Annotated in this window: 15 protein-coding genes; 5 read left to right on the top strand and 10 right to left on the bottom strand. The window is 68.7% G+C overall.

Annotation, left to right across the window (positions count from 1 at the left end):
• Window positions 1-35: 35 nt before the first annotated feature.
• Together ACFQ27_RS11125 and ACFQ27_RS11120 are read right to left on the bottom strand one after the other, a co-directional pair.
• Window positions 36-1,052 (bottom strand): zinc-dependent alcohol dehydrogenase family protein, encoded by a 1,017-nt coding sequence (locus ACFQ27_RS11125; RefSeq protein ID WP_377353635.1) that lies wholly within the window; start codon window positions 1,050-1,052, stop codon window positions 36-38.
• 70 nt (window positions 1,053-1,122) lie between these two features.
• A complete protein-coding gene (locus ACFQ27_RS11120; RefSeq protein ID WP_377353665.1) occupies window positions 1,123-2,283 on the bottom strand; it encodes an MFS transporter in 1,161 nt (386 codons plus the stop codon).
• A 118-nt stretch (window positions 2,284-2,401) separates the two neighbouring features.
• Between ACFQ27_RS11120 and ACFQ27_RS11115 the strand changes: the two genes are divergently transcribed.
• Entirely contained in the window at window positions 2,402-3,028 is a 627-nt protein-coding gene (locus tag ACFQ27_RS11115; protein ID WP_374344823.1) for an exopolysaccharide biosynthesis protein, read from the top strand.
• Between the two features lie 3 nt (window positions 3,029-3,031).
• On the opposite strand, the gene ACFQ27_RS11110 is transcribed toward ACFQ27_RS11115, so the two are convergent.
• Entirely contained in the window at window positions 3,032-4,075 is a 1,044-nt protein-coding gene (locus tag ACFQ27_RS11110) for a DUF1176 domain-containing protein (protein ID WP_377353634.1), read from the bottom strand.
• 66 nt (window positions 4,076-4,141) lie between these two features.
• Between ACFQ27_RS11110 and ACFQ27_RS11105 the strand changes: the two genes are divergently transcribed.
• Together ACFQ27_RS11105 and ACFQ27_RS11100 are read left to right on the top strand one after the other, a co-directional pair.
• Window positions 4,142-5,572, top strand: a complete 1,431-nt coding sequence (locus ACFQ27_RS11105) for an amidase (protein WP_374344825.1) — start codon at window positions 4,142-4,144, stop codon at window positions 5,570-5,572.
• A gap of 11 nt (window positions 5,573-5,583) precedes the next feature.
• A complete protein-coding gene (locus ACFQ27_RS11100; RefSeq protein ID WP_377353633.1) occupies window positions 5,584-5,964 on the top strand; it encodes a DUF423 domain-containing protein in 381 nt (126 codons plus the stop codon).
• Here the strand turns inward: ACFQ27_RS11100 and ACFQ27_RS11095 are convergent.
• Window positions 5,949-7,172 (bottom strand): multidrug effflux MFS transporter, encoded by a 1,224-nt coding sequence (locus tag ACFQ27_RS11095; RefSeq protein WP_377353632.1) that lies wholly within the window; start codon window positions 7,170-7,172, stop codon window positions 5,949-5,951. The two genes, ACFQ27_RS11100 and ACFQ27_RS11095, sit on opposite strands and share 16 nt — an antisense overlap.
• A gap of 108 nt (window positions 7,173-7,280) precedes the next feature.
• On the opposite strand from ACFQ27_RS11095, the gene ACFQ27_RS11090 reads away from it, so the two are divergent.
• Together ACFQ27_RS11090 and pip are read left to right on the top strand one after the other, a co-directional pair.
• Complete coding sequence (locus ACFQ27_RS11090; protein WP_374344828.1) at window positions 7,281-8,303, top strand: alpha/beta fold hydrolase; 1,023 nt, start codon at window positions 7,281-7,283, stop codon at window positions 8,301-8,303.
• Between the two features lie 90 nt (window positions 8,304-8,393).
• Window positions 8,394-9,386 (top strand): prolyl aminopeptidase, encoded by a 993-nt coding sequence (pip, locus tag ACFQ27_RS11085; protein WP_374344829.1) that lies wholly within the window; start codon window positions 8,394-8,396, stop codon window positions 9,384-9,386.
• A gap of 10 nt (window positions 9,387-9,396) precedes the next feature.
• On the opposite strand, the gene ACFQ27_RS11080 is transcribed toward pip, so the two are convergent.
• The 6 genes from ACFQ27_RS11080 to ACFQ27_RS11055 form a co-directional block, all read right to left on the bottom strand.
• The gene (locus ACFQ27_RS11080; RefSeq protein WP_377353631.1) at window positions 9,397-10,278 is read right to left on the bottom strand and encodes a c-type cytochrome; all 882 of its coding nucleotides are present in this window, start codon (window positions 10,276-10,278) and stop codon (window positions 9,397-9,399) included.
• Window positions 10,279-10,415: 137 nt separating this feature from the next.
• On the bottom strand, window positions 10,416-12,287 hold the full coding sequence (locus ACFQ27_RS11075) for an AMP-binding protein (RefSeq protein WP_377353630.1): 1,872 nt from the start codon (window positions 12,285-12,287) through the stop codon (window positions 10,416-10,418).
• A 67-nt stretch (window positions 12,288-12,354) separates the two neighbouring features.
• Window positions 12,355-13,320 (bottom strand): alpha/beta fold hydrolase, encoded by a 966-nt coding sequence (locus ACFQ27_RS11070; protein WP_377353629.1) that lies wholly within the window; start codon window positions 13,318-13,320, stop codon window positions 12,355-12,357.
• A gap of 59 nt (window positions 13,321-13,379) precedes the next feature.
• Window positions 13,380-14,534, bottom strand: a complete 1,155-nt coding sequence (rodA, locus tag ACFQ27_RS11065) for a rod shape-determining protein RodA (RefSeq protein WP_374344833.1) — start codon at window positions 14,532-14,534, stop codon at window positions 13,380-13,382.
• Window positions 14,531-16,513, bottom strand: coding sequence for a penicillin-binding protein 2 (gene mrdA / locus ACFQ27_RS11060; protein ID WP_374344834.1), 1,983 nt, complete (start codon window positions 16,511-16,513; stop codon window positions 14,531-14,533). Before mrdA ends, rodA begins: the two co-directional genes overlap by 4 nt.
• A 21-nt stretch (window positions 16,514-16,534) precedes the next feature.
• A partial coding sequence (locus tag ACFQ27_RS11055) for a hypothetical protein (RefSeq protein ID WP_377353628.1) occupies window positions 16,535-17,117 on the bottom strand: 583 nt, incomplete at its 5' end.

Below are 17,117 nucleotides of genomic sequence, written 5' to 3'. Positions count from 1 at the left end.
GCCGATGTCTCGCGGTTTTCGGACCTGCTCGTGGATCAGAAGGTCAGGACGATCTTGCCGAAATGCTCACCGGCCCGCATGGCCTCGAAGGCCGCCCGCACCTCAGTGAACGGGAAGACCTTGTCCACCACCGGGCTGATCCGGTGCAGGTCGATGGCCCGGCACATGGCCTCGAACATCTCCCGCGAGCCCACCGACAGCCCCTGCAGTCGCGCATTGTTGCCGATCAACTGAGCCGGGTTCACGCCCTCGCCCGCGCCGGAGACAACGCCGATGATCGCCACGTGCCCGCCGATCCGCACCGCCTTCAGGCTCTGCTGGATGGTGCCCGCCCCGCCGACCTCCATGACGAAGTCCGCGCCCACGCCTCCGGTCGCCGCCCGCACCGGCTTGGACCAGTCCGGCGTGGTCTTGTAGTTGATCAGAACATCCGCGCCCAAGGCCTTGGCGCGGGACAATTTTTCATCCGAGGACGAGGTCACCACGGTCCGATATCCGGCCGCCTTGGCGAACTGCAGGCCAAAGATCGAGACCCCGCCCGTGCCCTGCAGCACCACCGTGTCGCCGGGCTCCAGCCGCGCATCCTCGAACAGCCCCCGCCAGGCGGTCAGGGCGGCGCAGGCCAGGGTCGAGACTTGCTCGTCGGTCAGGAAATCGGGAACCTTGGAGACCCCCTCCTGGCTGAACACCGCCAACTCCCGGCCAGCGCCTGGGATCGGCGAGCCCAGCGAGGTCAGCAGCTTCTCCACCGTCGCGCGCCCCGAGGTCCAGCCCTGGAAGAACAGGGTCGAGACCCGGTCGCCGGGCTGCACCCGGGTCACCCCTGGCCCCACCGCCTCGACAATCCCGCAACCGTCGGAAAACGGCGTGATGGTCCCGCTGATCGCCGCGCCGCGATTGTACATGCCGTTGATCATCAAGAGGTCGCGGTAGTTCAGCGACACCGCCTTCATCCGCACCAGCACCTCGCCGTGGCCGGGCTTGGGATCTTCCCGCTCGACGATCCGGATCTGGTCGGGACCCCACGGCTCAGAGACTTCCAGCGCGCGCATCGCATCCTCCCATCAGCTTGTTGGCGCGCATACTCACGCCCGCGATCCGCAGGGCAAGTCTGACCCTGCGTCAGCCGGCGTCGTTCAGCCGGGCGACGCGGTACAGGGGGATCGCCGCAGCGATGCCGGCCACCGCCATCAGGGACATTGCGAGATAGCCCCAGGCCCCGACCTGATCGAACAGCGCGCCCGAAGCGATCAGCGCCCCGCCATAGAGCATGCCGCCGGACAGGGCCGAATTGATGGTCTGGGCCGCCGAGGCGTTGGCCCGGCTGGACAGCCGCTCGACGATCTCCAGGGAGGCCAGGAAGGTCGCGGCGTAGGTGAAGGTGTGCAGGGCCTGCACCGGAAACAGCAGCCAGAGCGGCGGCGAAAAGGCGAGCGCCGTCCAGCGCACCACCGAGGCGACGCCCCCCAGGATCAACAGGTTCCGCGGCCCCATCCGCCGCCGCCACGGCTCCATGAACCACAGGAAGCCGATCTCCACCGCCACCCCGATGGCCCAAAGCACCCCGGTCAGGCTTTCCGGAATCCCCTGCGCCTTCCAGGTCAGGGCCGAGAACGCATAGTAGAAGGCGTGAGCCGACTGGATCAGGCCCACCGACACCACCGCCAGCATGAAGTCCCGGTCCCGCAGCAGGTCGCCGACCCCGGCCAGCCGCTCCGACAGCTTCAGCACCGCGCCCCCGGCCTGCACCGGGTCCGGCGGGATCAGCCAGCGCCCGCAGATGGCGGTCAGCAGGACGGCGACGACCATCCAGACCAGCACCAGCTCCGGCGAGCCCTTGGTCAGGATCGCTCCCATGCCGACATTGCCGACGATAAAGGCCGCCGAGCCCATGCCCCGCGGCCAGCCATAGTTGAAGCCGTCGCTACGGGCCCGATTGAGCACGATCACGTCGTGCAGGGGCGGCAAGCTGGAATAGACCGAGCTCGCCACGAACCACACCACCATCCACCAGGCGAACCCGAACGGCGGGGCCATCAAGAGGTAGGTCGCGGCTGTCACCAGGGCCAGCAGCACCAGGGGCGTGCGGCGCAGTCGGAAGCTGTCGGCCCAGACCGCCAGCATCGGGGCGGTAAAGGTCCTGGCCAGCATCGGCGCCGACAGGATAAGGCCGATCTCCGCCCCGCTCAGGCCCCGGTGGTTGAACCAGACCGGCATGTAGGGCGAGCTCGCCCCATTGCCGAGAAAGATCGCGGCGTAGAACAGGCCAAGTCGGACGGGCATCGAGATCACGCCCCACGCCTAAGCCGAGTCGCCTTGCGGTCACCGAGCGTCACAATCGCCGCGGCGCGCGCGTTCCGCCTTTTCCCCTGCGCGTCGACCGTGCTAGCGGCAGCAGGTCATGTCCGAGCATCTCAAGTCCTCCAGCGTTTCCGAACTCCTCGACCTCATCGGCAAGGATTCGACGCGGGAGACGATCTCGGTCGGCGACATCCTGGAGACCTTCGGGAACCGGGCCTTCGGGGCGATGATGTTCGTCTTCGCCGTGCCCCTGGTCCTGCCCATGCCGCCGGGGGTCTCGGCCATCCTCGGCGCGCCCCTGATCTTCATCACCTTCCAGTGGATGCTGGGCCGCCGCACCCTGTGGCTGCCCAAGGTGCTGCTCGACCGGACGGTCAGCCTGTCCGACTTCCGCACCATTTCGCACAAGCTGACACCCTATCTGGCGCGCATCGAGCGTCGCCTGCGGCCGCGTCTGACCTTTATGTACAACCCGCTCGGCGACCGGATCGTCGGCGCCCTGTGCTTCGTCCTGTCGCTGATCGTCTTCCTGCCGATCCCGTTCGGCAACATGCTGCCGTCCTTCGCCATCGCCGCCTTCGCCATGGGCGGGGCCGAGCGTGACGGCGTCGCCGCCATCATTGGCTGGATGGCGGCGATCCTCAGCTTCTTCGTGCTGGCGGTGCTGTCCAAGGCGATCATCGCCGCCATGATCGCCTTCTTCAGCACCCTGATCGGGATGTTCTGAGGCCTACTGGGACCGGGAGACGTACGAGACCGGCCAGTCGTCCGGCGCCAGCCCGCGACACAGGTCCATGAAGGTCCCCTCCACAAGGCGGAACGCCTTGCCATCCCACACCCAGCTTGAAGCCCCGCCGCAATCGGCAAGCCCGCGGCCCTTGTAGAAGTTCGACAAGGTCAGGCGCTCAGGATCAAAGGCGAACCCGATGTCCGGAAACCCAAGGCTGCGGCCCTCCGCGTCGGTCAGCACCAGGGGACGTGGGTTCCGCCCCTTCTCGTCGGCCAGGAACATCACATAGGTCGACTGATAGGCGGCGACGGAACAGACGTCGCCCCACAGCACGACGCCTGGCGACAGCCGCGCCACGATCGGATCGGTCATGTCTTTCGTCAGGTTGCGCTCGCACTCGGGGGGAAACTTGGCTCGCACGGACCTGGGCAGGACGTCGCTCAGGCCCTCCTGAGACGGAATCACGCCCGGCGTCACCAGGGGCGGGGCCGGAGGCGCCGGAACTTCCGAGGCCGGACGATCCCCCTTGGCGACCAGGGCGGTGACGGTCCCGGCGCGCTTCTGCTGAACGTCCATCCAGCGCAGGGCCGCGGAGCTTCCGGCGAGCGAGATCCGCCCGGCCCGCCCCTCGGCTCCCGTCACCTTCAAGGATTGCCCACTGACAAGCTTTCCCGCGAGCAGCGCCGCCTGCGCGGGGTCGAGCGAGACCTGCGGATAGGTTCCCTCTTCCGGATCCTTGGCCTTCAGGCCGGCGAGACCGGGGATGGCCTGTCCATCGAGGGCCAGGGTCCAGGCCTTGCCGCGCATCTCCTCGTCGGCCACCGCCACAGTCAATCGCACCGGGGCGCCAGCGACGCCATCGCGCTCCAGCCTCAGATAGCCAAGGGTATCGTCCTCGTAGCTGGCGAACCCGAACGCGGTGCAGTGTCGGACATTGTCGCAGACGACCGTCCAGTCCTTGAAGCTGGCCGAAGCAGCTTCCGCCCGCCCCCCCATCAGCCCCACCACCGCGACCGCCGCCGCCAGCCATGACCTTCCAGACATCGCACACCCCCATTGCTGAGCGACAGGGTGCGGGTAAGCTCGCGGCTGCGCAACTGAGGTGATCCGATGAGCCTGCCTGACTTTTCCGAACACGACGGCCTGGCCCTCGCCGCCCTGGTGGCCAAGGGCGAGGTCACGCCCGCTGAATTGGTCGACGCCGCCGCCGAGCGGATCGAGCGCCACAATCCCAGCCTCAACGCCGTGGTCTATTCGGCCATCGACGAGGCCCGCGACCGCGCCAAAGGCCCCCTGCCCGACGGCCCGTTCAAGGGCGTGCCCTTCCTGATCAAGGACCTGGCCATGCCGGTCGCCGGCTGGCCCCGCACCTCGGGCAGCCGCTTTGCGTCCCACATCATCGACGCCGAGGACGGCGGCCTCACCGCCCGCTATCGCGCCACCGGCGTGATCCCGATGGGCAAGACCAATACGCCCGAATACGGCATCACCGGCACGACGGAGAGCGCCCTCTTGGGCCCCTGCCGCAACCCCTGGAATCCGGACCACATCTCCGGCGGCTCCTCCGGCGGGGCGGCCGCGGCTGTGGCGTCCGGCATGGTCCCCCTGGCCCACGCCAGCGACGGCCTGGGCTCGATCCGCATCCCCGCCGCCTGCTGCGGCCTTGTCGGCCTGAAGGTCACCCGTGACCGCAACCCGAACCTACCCGACGGCTATGACTATGCCGCAGGCTTCGTCGTCGACCATGTGGTCAGCCGCACGGTCCGCGACAGCGCCGCCATGCTCGACGCCACCGGCGTCCCCGAACCCGGCGCGCCATACCCCGCCCCGCCCAAGGCCCGGCCCTACATGGAAGAAATCCTGGCCAGCCCCGGCAAACTTCGCATCGCCTGGTCGCCAGAGACACCTTCGGGGCGCCCCATCCACCCGGAGATCCAGGCCGCGCTCGAGCGCACCGCCGCCCTGCTCAAGGGCCTGGGCCACGAGGTGGTCGAGAAGGGCTTGGGCATCGACTACCGCAAGCTCTACACGGCCCGCGCGCCCCTCTCCGGCGCCAACTTCGCCGCCGGCATGCAGCGCCTGATCGAGGAGGTCGGCCGCGAACCCGAGCCGCACGAGCTTGAGCCCCTGACCTGGGCCTCGCTGAAGGGCGGGCGCAAGGTCACCGGCGCCCAGGCCATCTACGCCCTCCAGGAACTGCGGATGATGAACCGCCAGACCCTGAGCTTCTTCGAGGACTGGGACGTTTATCTCTGTCCGGTGCTCGGCACGCCGGTCCCCCGCGTCGGCCATATCGACCCGGTGAACCTGGAACCTGTGGAGGTGAACCGCCGCCAGGGCGAGGCCTTCCCCTTCACCCCGCCGTTCAACTTCTCCGGCCAGCCCTCCCTCTCCCTGCCCCTGGAACAGGACAGCCAGGGCCTGCCCATCGGCATGATGTTCACCGCCCGCTACGCCGATGAAGCCACCCTCTTCCGCCTGGCCGCGCAACTTGAGAAAGAAGCGCCCTGGAACAGCCGCCGCCCGCGGCTCTGGAACTGAAGGACGCCGCCTTGGCCTGGACCCGCCGCACCTGGATGACCCTCGCCGCCGTCGGGGGCTTCATCGCCGTCGCCGTCGGCGCCTTCGCAGCCCATGGCGTCGCCGATCCCCAGGCCAAGGAGTGGCTGAAGACCGGCGCCCAGTACGGTTTCATGCACACCATGGCGACCTTCGCCTGCGCCACCTTCATGAACATCGGCGCGAAGCGGGCGCGGCTGGCCCCGGCCTTCTTCCTGTCCGGCGTGGTGTTCTTCTCAGGCAGCCTCTACGCCATGGCCTTCGGCGCGCCGCGCTGGCTGGGCGCGATCACGCCCATCGGCGGGGTCCTGTTCCTGATCGGCTGGGCGATCCTGGCCTGGGCCGCCCGGGACGCGGATCAGCCCGCGGCCTGACGCCGACCCGGCAGGGCGAGGAAGCGCAGCGCCAGCGCCGAGCCCGCCAGGGCCACGAACATCGCCGCCGCCATCGGCCGGGGCGTGCCATCGTGGAAGGCGCCGGTGGCGCTGGAGGCGATGGCGCCGGTGGCGAAGCTCGCCGCCCCCATCAGGGCCGAGATCGACCCCGCTCGCAGCGGGTCAATATTCAGCGCGCCGGCCATGGTGTTGCCCTGCATGAAGCCGTAGCTGGCCAGCAGCAGGAACAGCAGCGGCAGGACGCTCCAGCGCCCGCCAAGCCCCGTCAGCGCCGCCACCAGCAACAGCACCGCGATCCCCACCGCCACCAGGCTGGCGGCTGACAGCACCTGGTCAGGGGTCCGATGGCGCAGGACCAGGCGATTGACCTGCCCCGCCCCGATCAGGCCCGCCGCGTTGAGGCCGAACACCCAGCCGAAGGCCTGGGGCGAGATTCCATAGGTCCCGATCAGCAGCTCCGGCGAGGCGGAGATGTAGGTGAACAGGGTCGCCCCGTTCAGGGCCCCGGCCAGGGCGTAGCCGATCAGACGCCGCTGACCCAGCAGGGCCAGATAGGCCTGCAGCGGGTTCTCGGTCCGCGCGTGGGCCGCCGTCGCCTCCGATCGCGTCTCCGGCAGGCGGAAGAAGGCCGCCGCCCCGACCGCCAGGCCAAACAGGGTCAGCACGATGAAGTTGGCGCGCCAGCCGCCCAGCGCCAGCACGGCGCCGCCGAGCAGCGGGGCCAGAACCGGCGCCAGCCCCATCACCAGGGTCAGCAGGGACAGCATCCGCGCCGTCTCGGTGTGGTTGAACCGGTCGCGCACCACCGCGCGCGCCACCACCGCGCCCGCGCACCCGCCCAGGGCCTGGACAAACCGGGCGGCGATCAGGCCCTCGATGGAGGTGACCAGGGAACAGGCGATGGAGGCCAGCACATAGATGGTCACCCCCAGCAGGATCGGACCGCGCCGGCCAAGCCGGTCCGAGGCCGGGCCATAGAAGAACTGGCCGATCGCCATGCCGGCCAGGAAGGCCGCTACCGTCGCCTGGGTCAGGCCGGCGTCCGCCCGCAGGTCCGCGCCGATCGCCGGCAGGCTGGGCAGGTACATGTCGATGGACATGGGCGCAAAGGCCGTCAGCGCGCCCAGCAGGATCACCAGCCCCCAGGGGACCTTGTCGGCGGCGCGGCTGTCATCGGCGTGGTTCATAATCCCCTTCTACCGGCCGGAGGCGAGAAGGGAACGTCTCGCAACCATCTCTTGCCTTGCCGCCCGGGAAGCCCGCAAAGATGCGCGCAACAAACAGGGGAAACGCCAATGTCCGACGCAAACGCCGCCCAGATGCCGCCGGTCCAGTACGCCGACGTCAATGGAATCAGGATGGCCTTCTATGAGGTCGGCCCGCGCGGCAAGGGCACGCCCATCGTCTTCTGCCACGGCTTTCCGGAACTGGCCTTTTCCTGGCGCCACCAGCTGCGCGCCTGCGAGGCGGCCGGGATCTGGGCCATCGCGCCGGACCAACGCGGCTATGGCCTGACCAGCCGCCCCGACGCCGTCACCGACTATGACCTCGAGCACCTGACCGGCGACCTGGTCGGCCTGCTGGATCACGTCGGCGCTCAGAAGGCGGTGTTCTGCGGCCACGACTGGGGCGGCCTGATCGTCTGGATGATGCCGCTGATGCACCCGGAGCGGTCCGCCGGCGTCATCGGCCTCAACACCCCCTTCATGCAGCGCCAGCCCATGGACCCCATCGCCCTGATGCGCATGGCCCTGGGCGAGGACATGTACATCGTCTGGTTCCAGAAGCCCGGCGAGGCCGACGCCGCCCTGGGCAAGGACGTCGACAAGACTATCCGCTTCTTCATGCGCCGGGCCGACGCCATGATCGCCGACCTGGAGCCGCCGAAGCAGAACGCCCTGGAGCCCACCGGCCAGGCGGCCGAGGGCCAGTCCACCTTCGCCTTCCGCGACCTGCTCGCCCAATGGGACAAGTCCGACACCACAGGCCAGCTCTTGAAGCCCGAAGAACTCGCCTTCTTCGTCGAAAGCTTCGAGCGCACCGGCTTCACCGGCGGCATCAACTGGTACCGCAACTTCACCCGCAACTGGGAACGCTCGGCCGACCTGCCCACGCGGATCGACAACCTGCCCTGCCTGATGGTGATGGCCGAGCTCGACGCCGTCCTGCCGCCATCGGCCGCCGACGGCATGGAAGACCGCATCGGCGACCTGGAAAAGGTGCTCATCAAGGGCTCCGGCCACTGGACCCAGCAGGAAAAGCCGGACGAGGTGAACCGCATCCTCATCGACTGGATGGGCCGCCGCTTCCCGGCCTGACCGACACCTTGCGAGCACACTGTGCGAAAGTTGGGGGCGGGACCCGCCAGAGGCTTCCCGCCCCTTCTCTAACGCGCTCTAATGCGGGGGATGGAACGCTATTCTCCGCCGCCCGCCGTCTCCTCCTCGGCCAATCGCCGGGGCCTGTTTCCTGAGAACGAGCCCTTCGCTCACGGGTGGCTGTCCACCGGCGGGCCGCACGAAATCTTCTATGAGGAATGCGGCAATCCGAACGGCAAGCCGTGCGTGATCCTGCACGGCGGCCCGGGCGGCGCCATCAACTCCACCATGCGGCGCTATTTCGATCCGTCGAAGTGGCGCATGGCCCTGTTCGACCAGCGCGGCTGCGGCAAGTCCCGCCCCAACGCCAGCCTGGAAGACAACACCACCTGGTCGCTGATCGACGACATCGAGCGCCTGCGCATCCATCTGGGCGTCGAGAAGTGGACCGTGTTCGGCGGCTCCTGGGGCTCCACCCTGGCCCTGGCCTACGCCATCACCCATCCGCACCGGGTCGAGGCCCTGGTGCTGCGCGGCGTCTTCCTGCTCACCCAGCGCGAGCTGGGCTGGTTCTACCAGGACGGTGCCTCGTTCCTGTTCCCGGACGCCTGGTCCCGCTACGTGGCCCCGATCCCGGAAGCCGAGCGCGGCGACATGATCAGCGCCTATCACAAGCGCCTGACGCACCATGACCGCCGCGTCCAGGCTGAGGCCGCGGCCGCCTGGAGCCAGTGGGAAGGCGACACCATCTCCATTCGCGGCCCGGAGGCCCGGCCCTCGAAGTTCAACGAGATCGACTTCGCCATCGCCTTCGCCCGGATCGAGTGCCACTTCTTCGCCAACAAGGGCTTCTTCCCCGAGGATGGCTGGATCCTGAAGAACATCGGCAAGATCCGCGGCATCCCCGGCTGGATCGTCCAGGGCCGCTTCGACGTGGTCACCCCGATGGAAAGCGCCTGGAACCTGAAGTCCGCCTGGCCGGAAGCCCGGTTCGAAGTGGTCTGGGACGCCGGCCACGCCTCCACCGAACCCGGCATCGTCGACGCCCTGGTCCGCGCGACCGACCAGGCCCTGGCGCTCTAGCGGACGCCGCTCAGGGCTTCAGGGACGCGGCGTAGGCGGCCAGGTTCACGATGTCCCGGTTGCTCAGCCGCTCCGTGACCGGCCCCATGGCCGCGCCCGCCGGACTGTTCCGCATCCCCTGCCGGAACGAGAACAGCTGTCGGGCGATGTAGCTCGGCGATCGTCCAGCCAGGGGCGGCGCAATCCCGCCCTTCAGCCCCGCCCCATGACACGCGGCGCAAGGCTGCCCCGCCGCCCCACCGGTGCGCGCCAAGGCCGCGCCGCCCAAGATCGCGCCCGGCGGCACATAGGCGGTGTAGCGCAGACGCGGATCCCGTTTCTCGAAAGCCTCTAGCGAGTCCGGCGCCTCGATGATCCGCACCCCGATCGGCTCAGTGCGGCTCTTGTCGAGGCTGTAGACATAGACCTTCTCGGTGGCACGCGGGATCTGGGCCGCCTCGACCACCCGCACATGCGAGACGAACTTCAGGCGGCTGAAATACTGGGCCGCCGCCTTCACCTCGGCCGGCGTCGCCTCCACCGAGGTCTTGGTCATCAGCACATTGGGGGTCCATGAGCCATCCAGCGGTTTGCGCTGGCCCGCCGCGAAGGCCTCCACCTGTTCCTGAATGTAGTCCGCCGACAGCCCCGCCAGGGCGGCGTTCTCCGGCCGACCAGCGCCGTCCGGCAAATGGCAGAATCCGCAGGCGCCCGCCCCGCCACGCCCGCTAGCCACCGACTTCGGCATGGGCGGATGGGTGTTCGGGAACCAGTCCACCGCCTTCAACCGGTCATGCAGCTGGGCCTCGGTGAAGGTCGCAGACGCCCCCGGCAGCCCAACCGGCTTGGCCTTGTCCCAGACCGGTGGCTTATCGGGCACGCCCAACGGCGTCGCCCAGTCCAACGCGCTCACGCTCAAGCTCACTGCCGCGAGCGCCGCAAGGCCCCGTACCAGCATATCGTCCCCCACTTGGCCGGACCGAAGCCGACCGTCGCCGGCAAGCTACAAGGGCCGGCGCCCGTCGAGGACTGTAGAGTTTTGGCGGCGGCCTACCCTCTCAGCACCACCACGCCCGCGCCCGGCGGATTGGCGTAGATCGCCTTCACCAGGTCGGCCCGGCGCTCCAGGGTGGCGCGCTGGTTCACATAGCCCTTGTCGGTGATCTCGCCTGCATCGATGGACGGGGGCTCGGCCATGATCACGAACCGGCCCACCTGCCGCGACGATCCGCCGGCGTCGGCGTTGAACGCCCGCAGCTTCTCCGCCACCAGCCCGGCCAGCTTCTCCAGCGGCCCGCCGACGCCCGGCGCGGCCTGGGCCGCGGCCATGCCGGCCGCCGACGGCCAGGCCAGCACGCCGATGAACGGCTTGTCCTGCCCGGCGATCACCGCGTCCTGCAGATAGGGGCTGGCGGCGGCCAGCACGTCGGGGCGCTGCGTGCCGACCGAGACCCAGGTGCCGCTGTCCAGCTTGAAGTCTTCGGTCACCCGACCATCGAACACCAGGCCCTGGTTCGGGTCCTTCGGATCCAGGAACCGGGCGGCGTCGCCCAGCTTGTAGAAGCCTTCCTCGTCAAAGGCCTCCGCCGTCTTGGCCGGGTCGTTGTGATAGCCGGTGGTCACCGTCGGGCCCTTGACCCGCACCTCCAGCTTGCCGCCATTGGGCACCAGCTTCAGCGTCACCCCCGGCAGGGGCAGACCCACCAGGCCCACCCGCTCCGTCGCCCAGTGCACCACTGTAATGCCTTGGGTCTCGGTCGCACCGTACATGGTGGTCAGCGGCATGCGGTGGCCGGTCTCGGCGATGGCGAGGGCCTGCATCCGCTCATAGATGTCGTTGGACAGGGTGGCGCCGCCATAGCCCATGTATTTGAGGTTCTTGAAGAACGACTTGCGAAGCGCTGGGTCCTTCTCCATCGCCTCGGCCAGCATGCCAAACGCGATGGGCGCCGAGCCGAACACCGCCGGCGAGACCTCGTACAGGTTCTTGATGGTGGTCTCGAACTGCCCCGGTATCGGCTTGCCCTCGTCGAGATAGAGGGTGCCGCCGCCCCACAGCACGCCGTTGAAGCTGATGTTTCCCGCCGAGATATGGCTCCAGGGCATCCACTCCAGCGACTGGGTCGGCTCCGCCGGTTCCTCCAGGTCGGTGCGCAGGCCCTGCTGACCGGCGATAACCCCCGCCATCATCCCATGGGTCTGTGGCACCCCCTTGGGCATGCCGGTCGAGCCGGAGGTGAACAGGTACTTGGCGATGTCGGCGTGGCCCAGCCGGGCGCGGGAGGCTTCCACCGCCGGCGTCGGCGTCACGGCCAGCAGTTCGGAAATGTCGTGCATCCCCTCCCCGCCGCCCTGGGACACGACAAAACGCAGACTGGGGTCCAGGGCCTTCAGGGTCTCGAAGGCGCGCGCGAACATCGCCCCGTCCTGGGCGTAGACCACCTTCGGCTTCACCGTCGCGAAGCAGTGCTTCAGCTTGGCGTGGTCGGTTGAGATCAGGCTGTAGGCCGGGCTGATCGGGGCGATCGGCACGCCGGCCGTATAGCAGCCCAGCATGATCAGGGCGTGGTCCAGCCCGTTGCCCGACAGCACCATGACGCTGTCCCTGGCCGTCAGCCCCTGGTCGATCAGCCACTGGGCGATGGAGTCCGCCGCCTGCTTGGCCTCGCCATAGGTCACGCCGCGCCACGGGCCGTGGCCGGGCTCGCGCTGCAACAGGTAGGGCCGCTCGGGATGGGCCGCCGCCCGATCCGCCAGCAGCTGGGCGATGGACTTAGGCCCCTCCGCCGGCGGGTGGTTCGAGGAGACGATGTAGGAGCCGTCCGGCCGCGCCTCGACCTTCACCGAGGGTGGCTTCTGGGCCAGGGGCTTGAAGGGCGGCGGGGCGGCGCTCACGGCGGCCTGATCATCCGCTGGGGTCATGTCTTCCTCCGCTTATCTCTTGTTGCGCGGACGATGACAGGCCTTCCCTCAGGGACGGCAACCCCTTCTACAGCCCCTTCAGCCAGGGGATCAGCAGGTCATTGACCTCCTGGGGGCGCTCCTGCTGGGTCCAGTGACCACAGCCTTCCAGCACCTCGGCGACCTGCAGGTTGGTCACGTGCTGGCGCATAACCTGGATGGGGTCGGGGCCGCCCAGCATGTTGAAGGCCAGGTCCCGCGTGCCGGAGATGAACAGCGCCGGCTGCTCGATCTTGCGATTCTTGAACGCCTGCTGCCACTCGAAGTCGAGGTCGTGGTTGCGGTAGCGATTGATCGGCCCGCGGAAGCCGGAGGCGGTGAACTCGCCCACATAGTAGTCGAGGTCTTCCGGCGTCAGCCAGGCCGGGAACGGATCAGGGTCGACCAGACCCTCCAGCAGCTTGGCGTCGGCGGTCTTGTCGTTCGGCCAGCTGCCCACCGGCGCGTCGCCGGAGATCGCGTAGTAGAACTTGCGCAGGAAATCCCGCGGGTTCGCCTCAGCCTCGGCTTCGGCCACGCCCTCCTTCTGGAAATAGGCCTGGTAGAAGAACTTGTTCTTGGCCGTGAACAAGGCGTCGAAGATCTCGCGGAACGACCGGTTGGCGACGCCCATGTGCGGCACCGACAGCGCCCCCACCGCGCGGAACTTGTCCGGCCGGGTCAGGGCCGAGTTCCAGACGATCGGCGCGCCCCAGTCATGACCGAGCAGGATGGCGGGCGCTCCCGGCTGCAGGGCGTCAGCCACGCCCACCAGGTCGCCGATGATCGGGGCCAGGGCGTAGGCGTCCACCGGATGCGGCTTGTCCGAGCCGCCATAGCCGCGCACGTCGATGGCGCAGGCCGTGAAGCCCGCCGCGGCGACCGGGCCGATCTGGTGGCGCCAGGAATACCAGCTCTCCGGAAAGCCGTGGACCATGATGACGAGGGGCCCCTCGCCTTCCACCACCGCGCGGATCTTCAGCGCTCCGGCGTCGATCATCCTGTAGTCGGTCATTGGCGTCCTCCCCGTTTTCACAACTCTTGGGGCGGTTGGCCGGACGCCGCAAGATTGTCCTAGAGGAAGGAGCCCTTGCCGCTGGTGACCTCGGAATAGCGGTGCACGCGCACGGCCTGGACCAGGCCGAAGCCGATCATCACCGTCATCATCACGGTGCCGCCATAGGACAAGAGCGGCATCGGCACCCCCACCACCGGCGCCAGGCCCATGACCATAGCCCCGTTGATCAGCACATAGAGCGCAAAGGTCGCCGTCACCCCTGCGGCGGACAGCCGTCCGAAGTGCGAGTGCGCCACCCCCGCCGTGCGCAGGGCCATGAAGATCACCGCCCCATACAGGAACAGCACGGTCGCACAGCCGACGAAGCCGAACTCCTCGGCCAGGGTCGCGAAGATGAAGTCGGTCTGCTTTTCCGGCAAGAAGTTCAGCTGGCTCTGCGAGCCCAGGCCAAACCCCTTGCCAAGGAAACCACCGGAGCCCAAGGCGATCTTGGACTGCAGGATGTGATAGCCCGAGCCCGACGGATCGCTTTCCGGATTGATCAGGGTCTCGATCCGTTTGCGCTGATAGTCGTGCAGCACGAAGAAGAACATCGGCGGGACCGCCGCGATCGCCGCCGTGATCCCGGCCACGATGATCTTCCAGGACAGCCCGGCCAGCACCACCACGGTCAGACCAGTCAGGGCGATCAGGATGGCGGTGCCCAGGTCCGGCTGGTGCGACACCAGCACCACCGGCGCCGCGATCATGGCGGCTGGGATCAGCAGCTTCCAGGACAGCCGGGCGTCGTCCGCCGACACCCCATGATAGAAGCGCGCCAAGGCCAGCACGATCCCCAGCTTCATCACCTCGGACGGCTGAAAGCTGAACGGACCAAGCGACAGCCAGCGCTGGGCGCCCAGGCGCACGTCGCCCACCGCCTCCACCGCGATCAGCAACAAGAGGCCGATGATGTAGAGCGGATAGGCGATGCCGAACCAGACCCGCAGGTCGACCATGGCCAGCACGACCATCGCCACCACCAACAGGCCGAAGCGGAACAGATGCGCCCCGGCCCAGGGCTCCCAGGAGCCGCCGGCGATGGAGAACATCATGAGGGCGCCGGCGCCGGCGATCAGGCTGAGCGCCAGGGCGAACAGCCAGTCGATCTCGCTGAACTTGACGATCAGCCGGTCCCGTTCGCCGGGACGGGAAAGGGCGCTTACGGTCATGTGGGCGTTCCTGGCGGCGGCGGGGTCTCGACCATCGGCGCGTCTGGCGCGGCGCCTTCGACCCCCGTGGCGTTGGGGTCCAGCTCCGGCAGCGGGGTCGGCTTCTCGATCCGGGCTCGGATTTCCGGGTCCTTCAGCAGGGCGACGCGCATGACTTCCCGCGCCCGCGGCGCGGCCGCCGTCGCCCCGCCCAGGCCGCCGTGCTCGATGATAACGGACACCGCGTAGCGCGGATCATCCACCGGCGCGAAGGCCACGAACAGGTTGTGGTCCTTGAGTTTCCACTGATAGGCGGCGCTGTTGCGCGAGGTCAGGTTGTCGTAGCTGCGCACCTGGGCCGTGCCGGTCTTGCCGGCCATCATCACGTCGCCCAGGCCCAGCTGGCTCTGCCGATAGGCGGTGCCGCGCACGTCGTTGGCCACGGCGATCATGCCGCCGCGCACATAGTCCAGGTGTGGCTGCTGGAACGGCAGGTCGGAGACCGCATTGCCCCGCTTCAGCTCGCGCCCGCCCACCGACTTAATGAGCCGTGGATTGAGCGCCTTCTTGCCGTTGGCCAGGCGCGCGGTCATCACCGCCAGCTGCAGGGCGTTCACCGCCACATAGCCCTGGCCGATGCCGTAGCTGACCGAGTCCCCCGGCTGCCAGACCGGCTCGCGCTTCACCGCCTTGCGCTTCCACGCCCGCGAGCCCACGACCCCCTTCTTCTGGCCCGGCAGGCCGATGTCGAAGGTCTGGCCGAAGCCAAGCGCGTTGGCCGCCTTGGCGATGGGGTCGGGACCGATCCGCAGCGCGGTCTGGTAGAAATAGATGTCGCACGAGTTCTTGATGGCGTCGTGCATGTTCTGGGAGCCGTGGCCGCCCTTCTCCCAGCAGCGCCAGGTCCGGCCGCCGAACCGCCAGGCGCCCGTGCACAGCACCCGCTGTTCGGGATCAACGCCGCTCTCCAGCGCCGCCAGCGCCACCGTCGGCTTGAAGGTCGAGCCGGGCGGATAGGTGCCGCCGAACACCTTGTTCAGCAACGGCTTGCGCTCGTATTCCGACAGCGCCTTGTAGTCGGCCGGGGCGACGCCCTTCACGAACCGGTTGGCGTCGAAGCTGGGCGCCGAGACCATGCAGAGCAAGTCGCCGGTTCGGCAGTCCATCACCACGATGGCGCCGCTCTCCTCGCCCATCACGTCCAGGGCTCGGGCCTGGATGTCGGCGTCCAGGGTCAGCTGGATTTCCTGGCCAGGCGTCGCCGGGATGTCGCCCTGCGAGTCCTGGCGCACCTCGCGGCCGTTGGCGTCCACCTCGATCTTGCGCGCGCCGGGCCGGCCGCGCAGGTCCAGGTCAAAGGCCTTCTCGACCCCTTGGCGCCCGATCCGGAAACCGGGGTGCAGCATGATCGGCTCGGAGTTCGGCCCCGTGGGCGTCATGTCCTCGCGATTGACCTTGGCCACATAGCCGATGACGTGCGCAAAGGCGCCGCCGTGCGGATAGACCCGCACTTCGCCCATGTCGGCGGTGACGCCGGGAAGTTCCGGCGCGCGGACATTGATCGCCGAGAACTGCTCCCAGGTCATGTCCTCCATCACCGCCACCGGCGTCTGGCGAGGCGCCCGCTTGATGTCCACCAAGAGGCGCTTCTGCCGCGCGTCATCCAGGGGCACGAACTGCGCCAGGCTGGTCAGCAGCGCCTTGGGATCGTTGTGCTCTTCCCGCGCGACCAACAGCCGGAAATTGGGCCGGTTGGTCGCCAGCACGACGCCGTTGCGGTCGACGATCAGGCCGCGGGGCGGCGGCACCAGGCGGAAATTGAACTGGTTGGAGGCCGACAGCTTCTCATAGCGCTGGGCCTCGACGATCTGCAGGTGCGCCAGCCGCCCGCCCAGGGCCAGCAGCCCCGTCCCGGCCAGGCCGCCCAGCAGGAAGGCGCGCCGGTGGAACACCCCCTGGCGCTCGTTGACCTCGGTGAAGAAGATTGAGGGCTCGCTCATCGCTCCGCTCCAGCGGGCCCCCTATCGGAACCGGACATCGGCGTCCTCGAACCGGTCAATCAGTCGGTGCGCGAACGGATAGAGCAGGATTGTGGCGAGGAATTGCCAGAACAGCCCGATCAGGCTGGGCGACGCCCGCGCGTCGAGCCGCGTGAACAGGAAACCGGCCAGTTCGGCCACGGCGCAGGCGGCGGCGAACCAGGCCCACATCATCGGCCGGCTCTGGCCGACCAGCATGTTGCGGCCCGACAGCACCGCCCCATAGGCCACCAGCAGCGACAGGGCCCACAGGCCCAGCGGCGATCCCCAGAGCAGATCCATGAACAGGCCCAGCGCCAACAGGGCGAAGGGGGCGATCATCGATGGGCGGATCACCGCCCAGGCGAAGGCCGGCACCATGGCGAACACGGGCTCCGGCAGGGGCAGGCCCCAGAACCGCAAGGGCGCGCCGAACAGGATGGTCAGCGCCATGACCTGAAGCGTCGTCAGGCCCAGCCAGCGCCAGGGATCAAGCGGGCGCGCGGCCGACAGGCTCAATGCGGGATCTCCGCTTCGGCCGGCGCGGGCGCGGGCGCCGCGGCCGGGGCGGCGGCCGGGGGCGCGA

It is taken from the genome of Phenylobacterium conjunctum (assembly GCF_042679085.1).
GTDB lineage: Bacteria > Pseudomonadota > Alphaproteobacteria > Caulobacterales > Caulobacteraceae > Phenylobacterium > Phenylobacterium conjunctum.
This window is presented reverse-complemented; position numbering and strand designations above follow the sequence as displayed.

What these genes read in the sequence shown, in the direction of transcription:
- mrdA (WP_374344834.1), bottom strand. Translation starts at nt 16,513, where the DNA reads ATGAGCGAGCCCTCAATCTTCTTCACCGAGGTCAACGAGCGCCAGGGG.
- ACFQ27_RS11110 (WP_377353634.1), bottom strand. Translation starts at nt 4,075, where the DNA reads ATGTCTGGAAGGTCATGGCTGGCGGCGGCGGTCGCGGTGGTGGGGCTG.
- ACFQ27_RS11070 (WP_377353629.1), bottom strand. Translation starts at nt 13,320, where the DNA reads ATGACCGACTACAGGATGATCGACGCCGGAGCGCTGAAGATCCGCGCG.
- ACFQ27_RS11125 (WP_377353635.1), bottom strand. Translation starts at nt 1,052, where the DNA reads ATGCGCGCGCTGGAAGTCTCTGAGCCGTGGGGTCCCGACCAGATCCGG.
- ACFQ27_RS11115 (WP_374344823.1), top strand. Translation starts at nt 2,402, where the DNA reads ATGTCCGAGCATCTCAAGTCCTCCAGCGTTTCCGAACTCCTCGACCTC.
- ACFQ27_RS11075 (WP_377353630.1), bottom strand. Translation starts at nt 12,287, where the DNA reads ATGACCCCAGCGGATGATCAGGCCGCCGTGAGCGCCGCCCCGCCGCCC.
- ACFQ27_RS11105 (WP_374344825.1), top strand. Translation starts at nt 4,142, where the DNA reads ATGAGCCTGCCTGACTTTTCCGAACACGACGGCCTGGCCCTCGCCGCC.
- pip (WP_374344829.1), top strand. Translation starts at nt 8,394, where the DNA reads ATGGAACGCTATTCTCCGCCGCCCGCCGTCTCCTCCTCGGCCAATCGC.
- ACFQ27_RS11095 (WP_377353632.1), bottom strand. Translation starts at nt 7,172, where the DNA reads ATGAACCACGCCGATGACAGCCGCGCCGCCGACAAGGTCCCCTGGGGG.
- ACFQ27_RS11120 (WP_377353665.1), bottom strand. Translation starts at nt 2,283, where the DNA reads ATGCCCGTCCGACTTGGCCTGTTCTACGCCGCGATCTTTCTCGGCAAT.
- ACFQ27_RS11090 (WP_374344828.1), top strand. Translation starts at nt 7,281, where the DNA reads ATGTCCGACGCAAACGCCGCCCAGATGCCGCCGGTCCAGTACGCCGAC.
- rodA (WP_374344833.1), bottom strand. Translation starts at nt 14,534, where the DNA reads ATGACCGTAAGCGCCCTTTCCCGTCCCGGCGAACGGGACCGGCTGATC.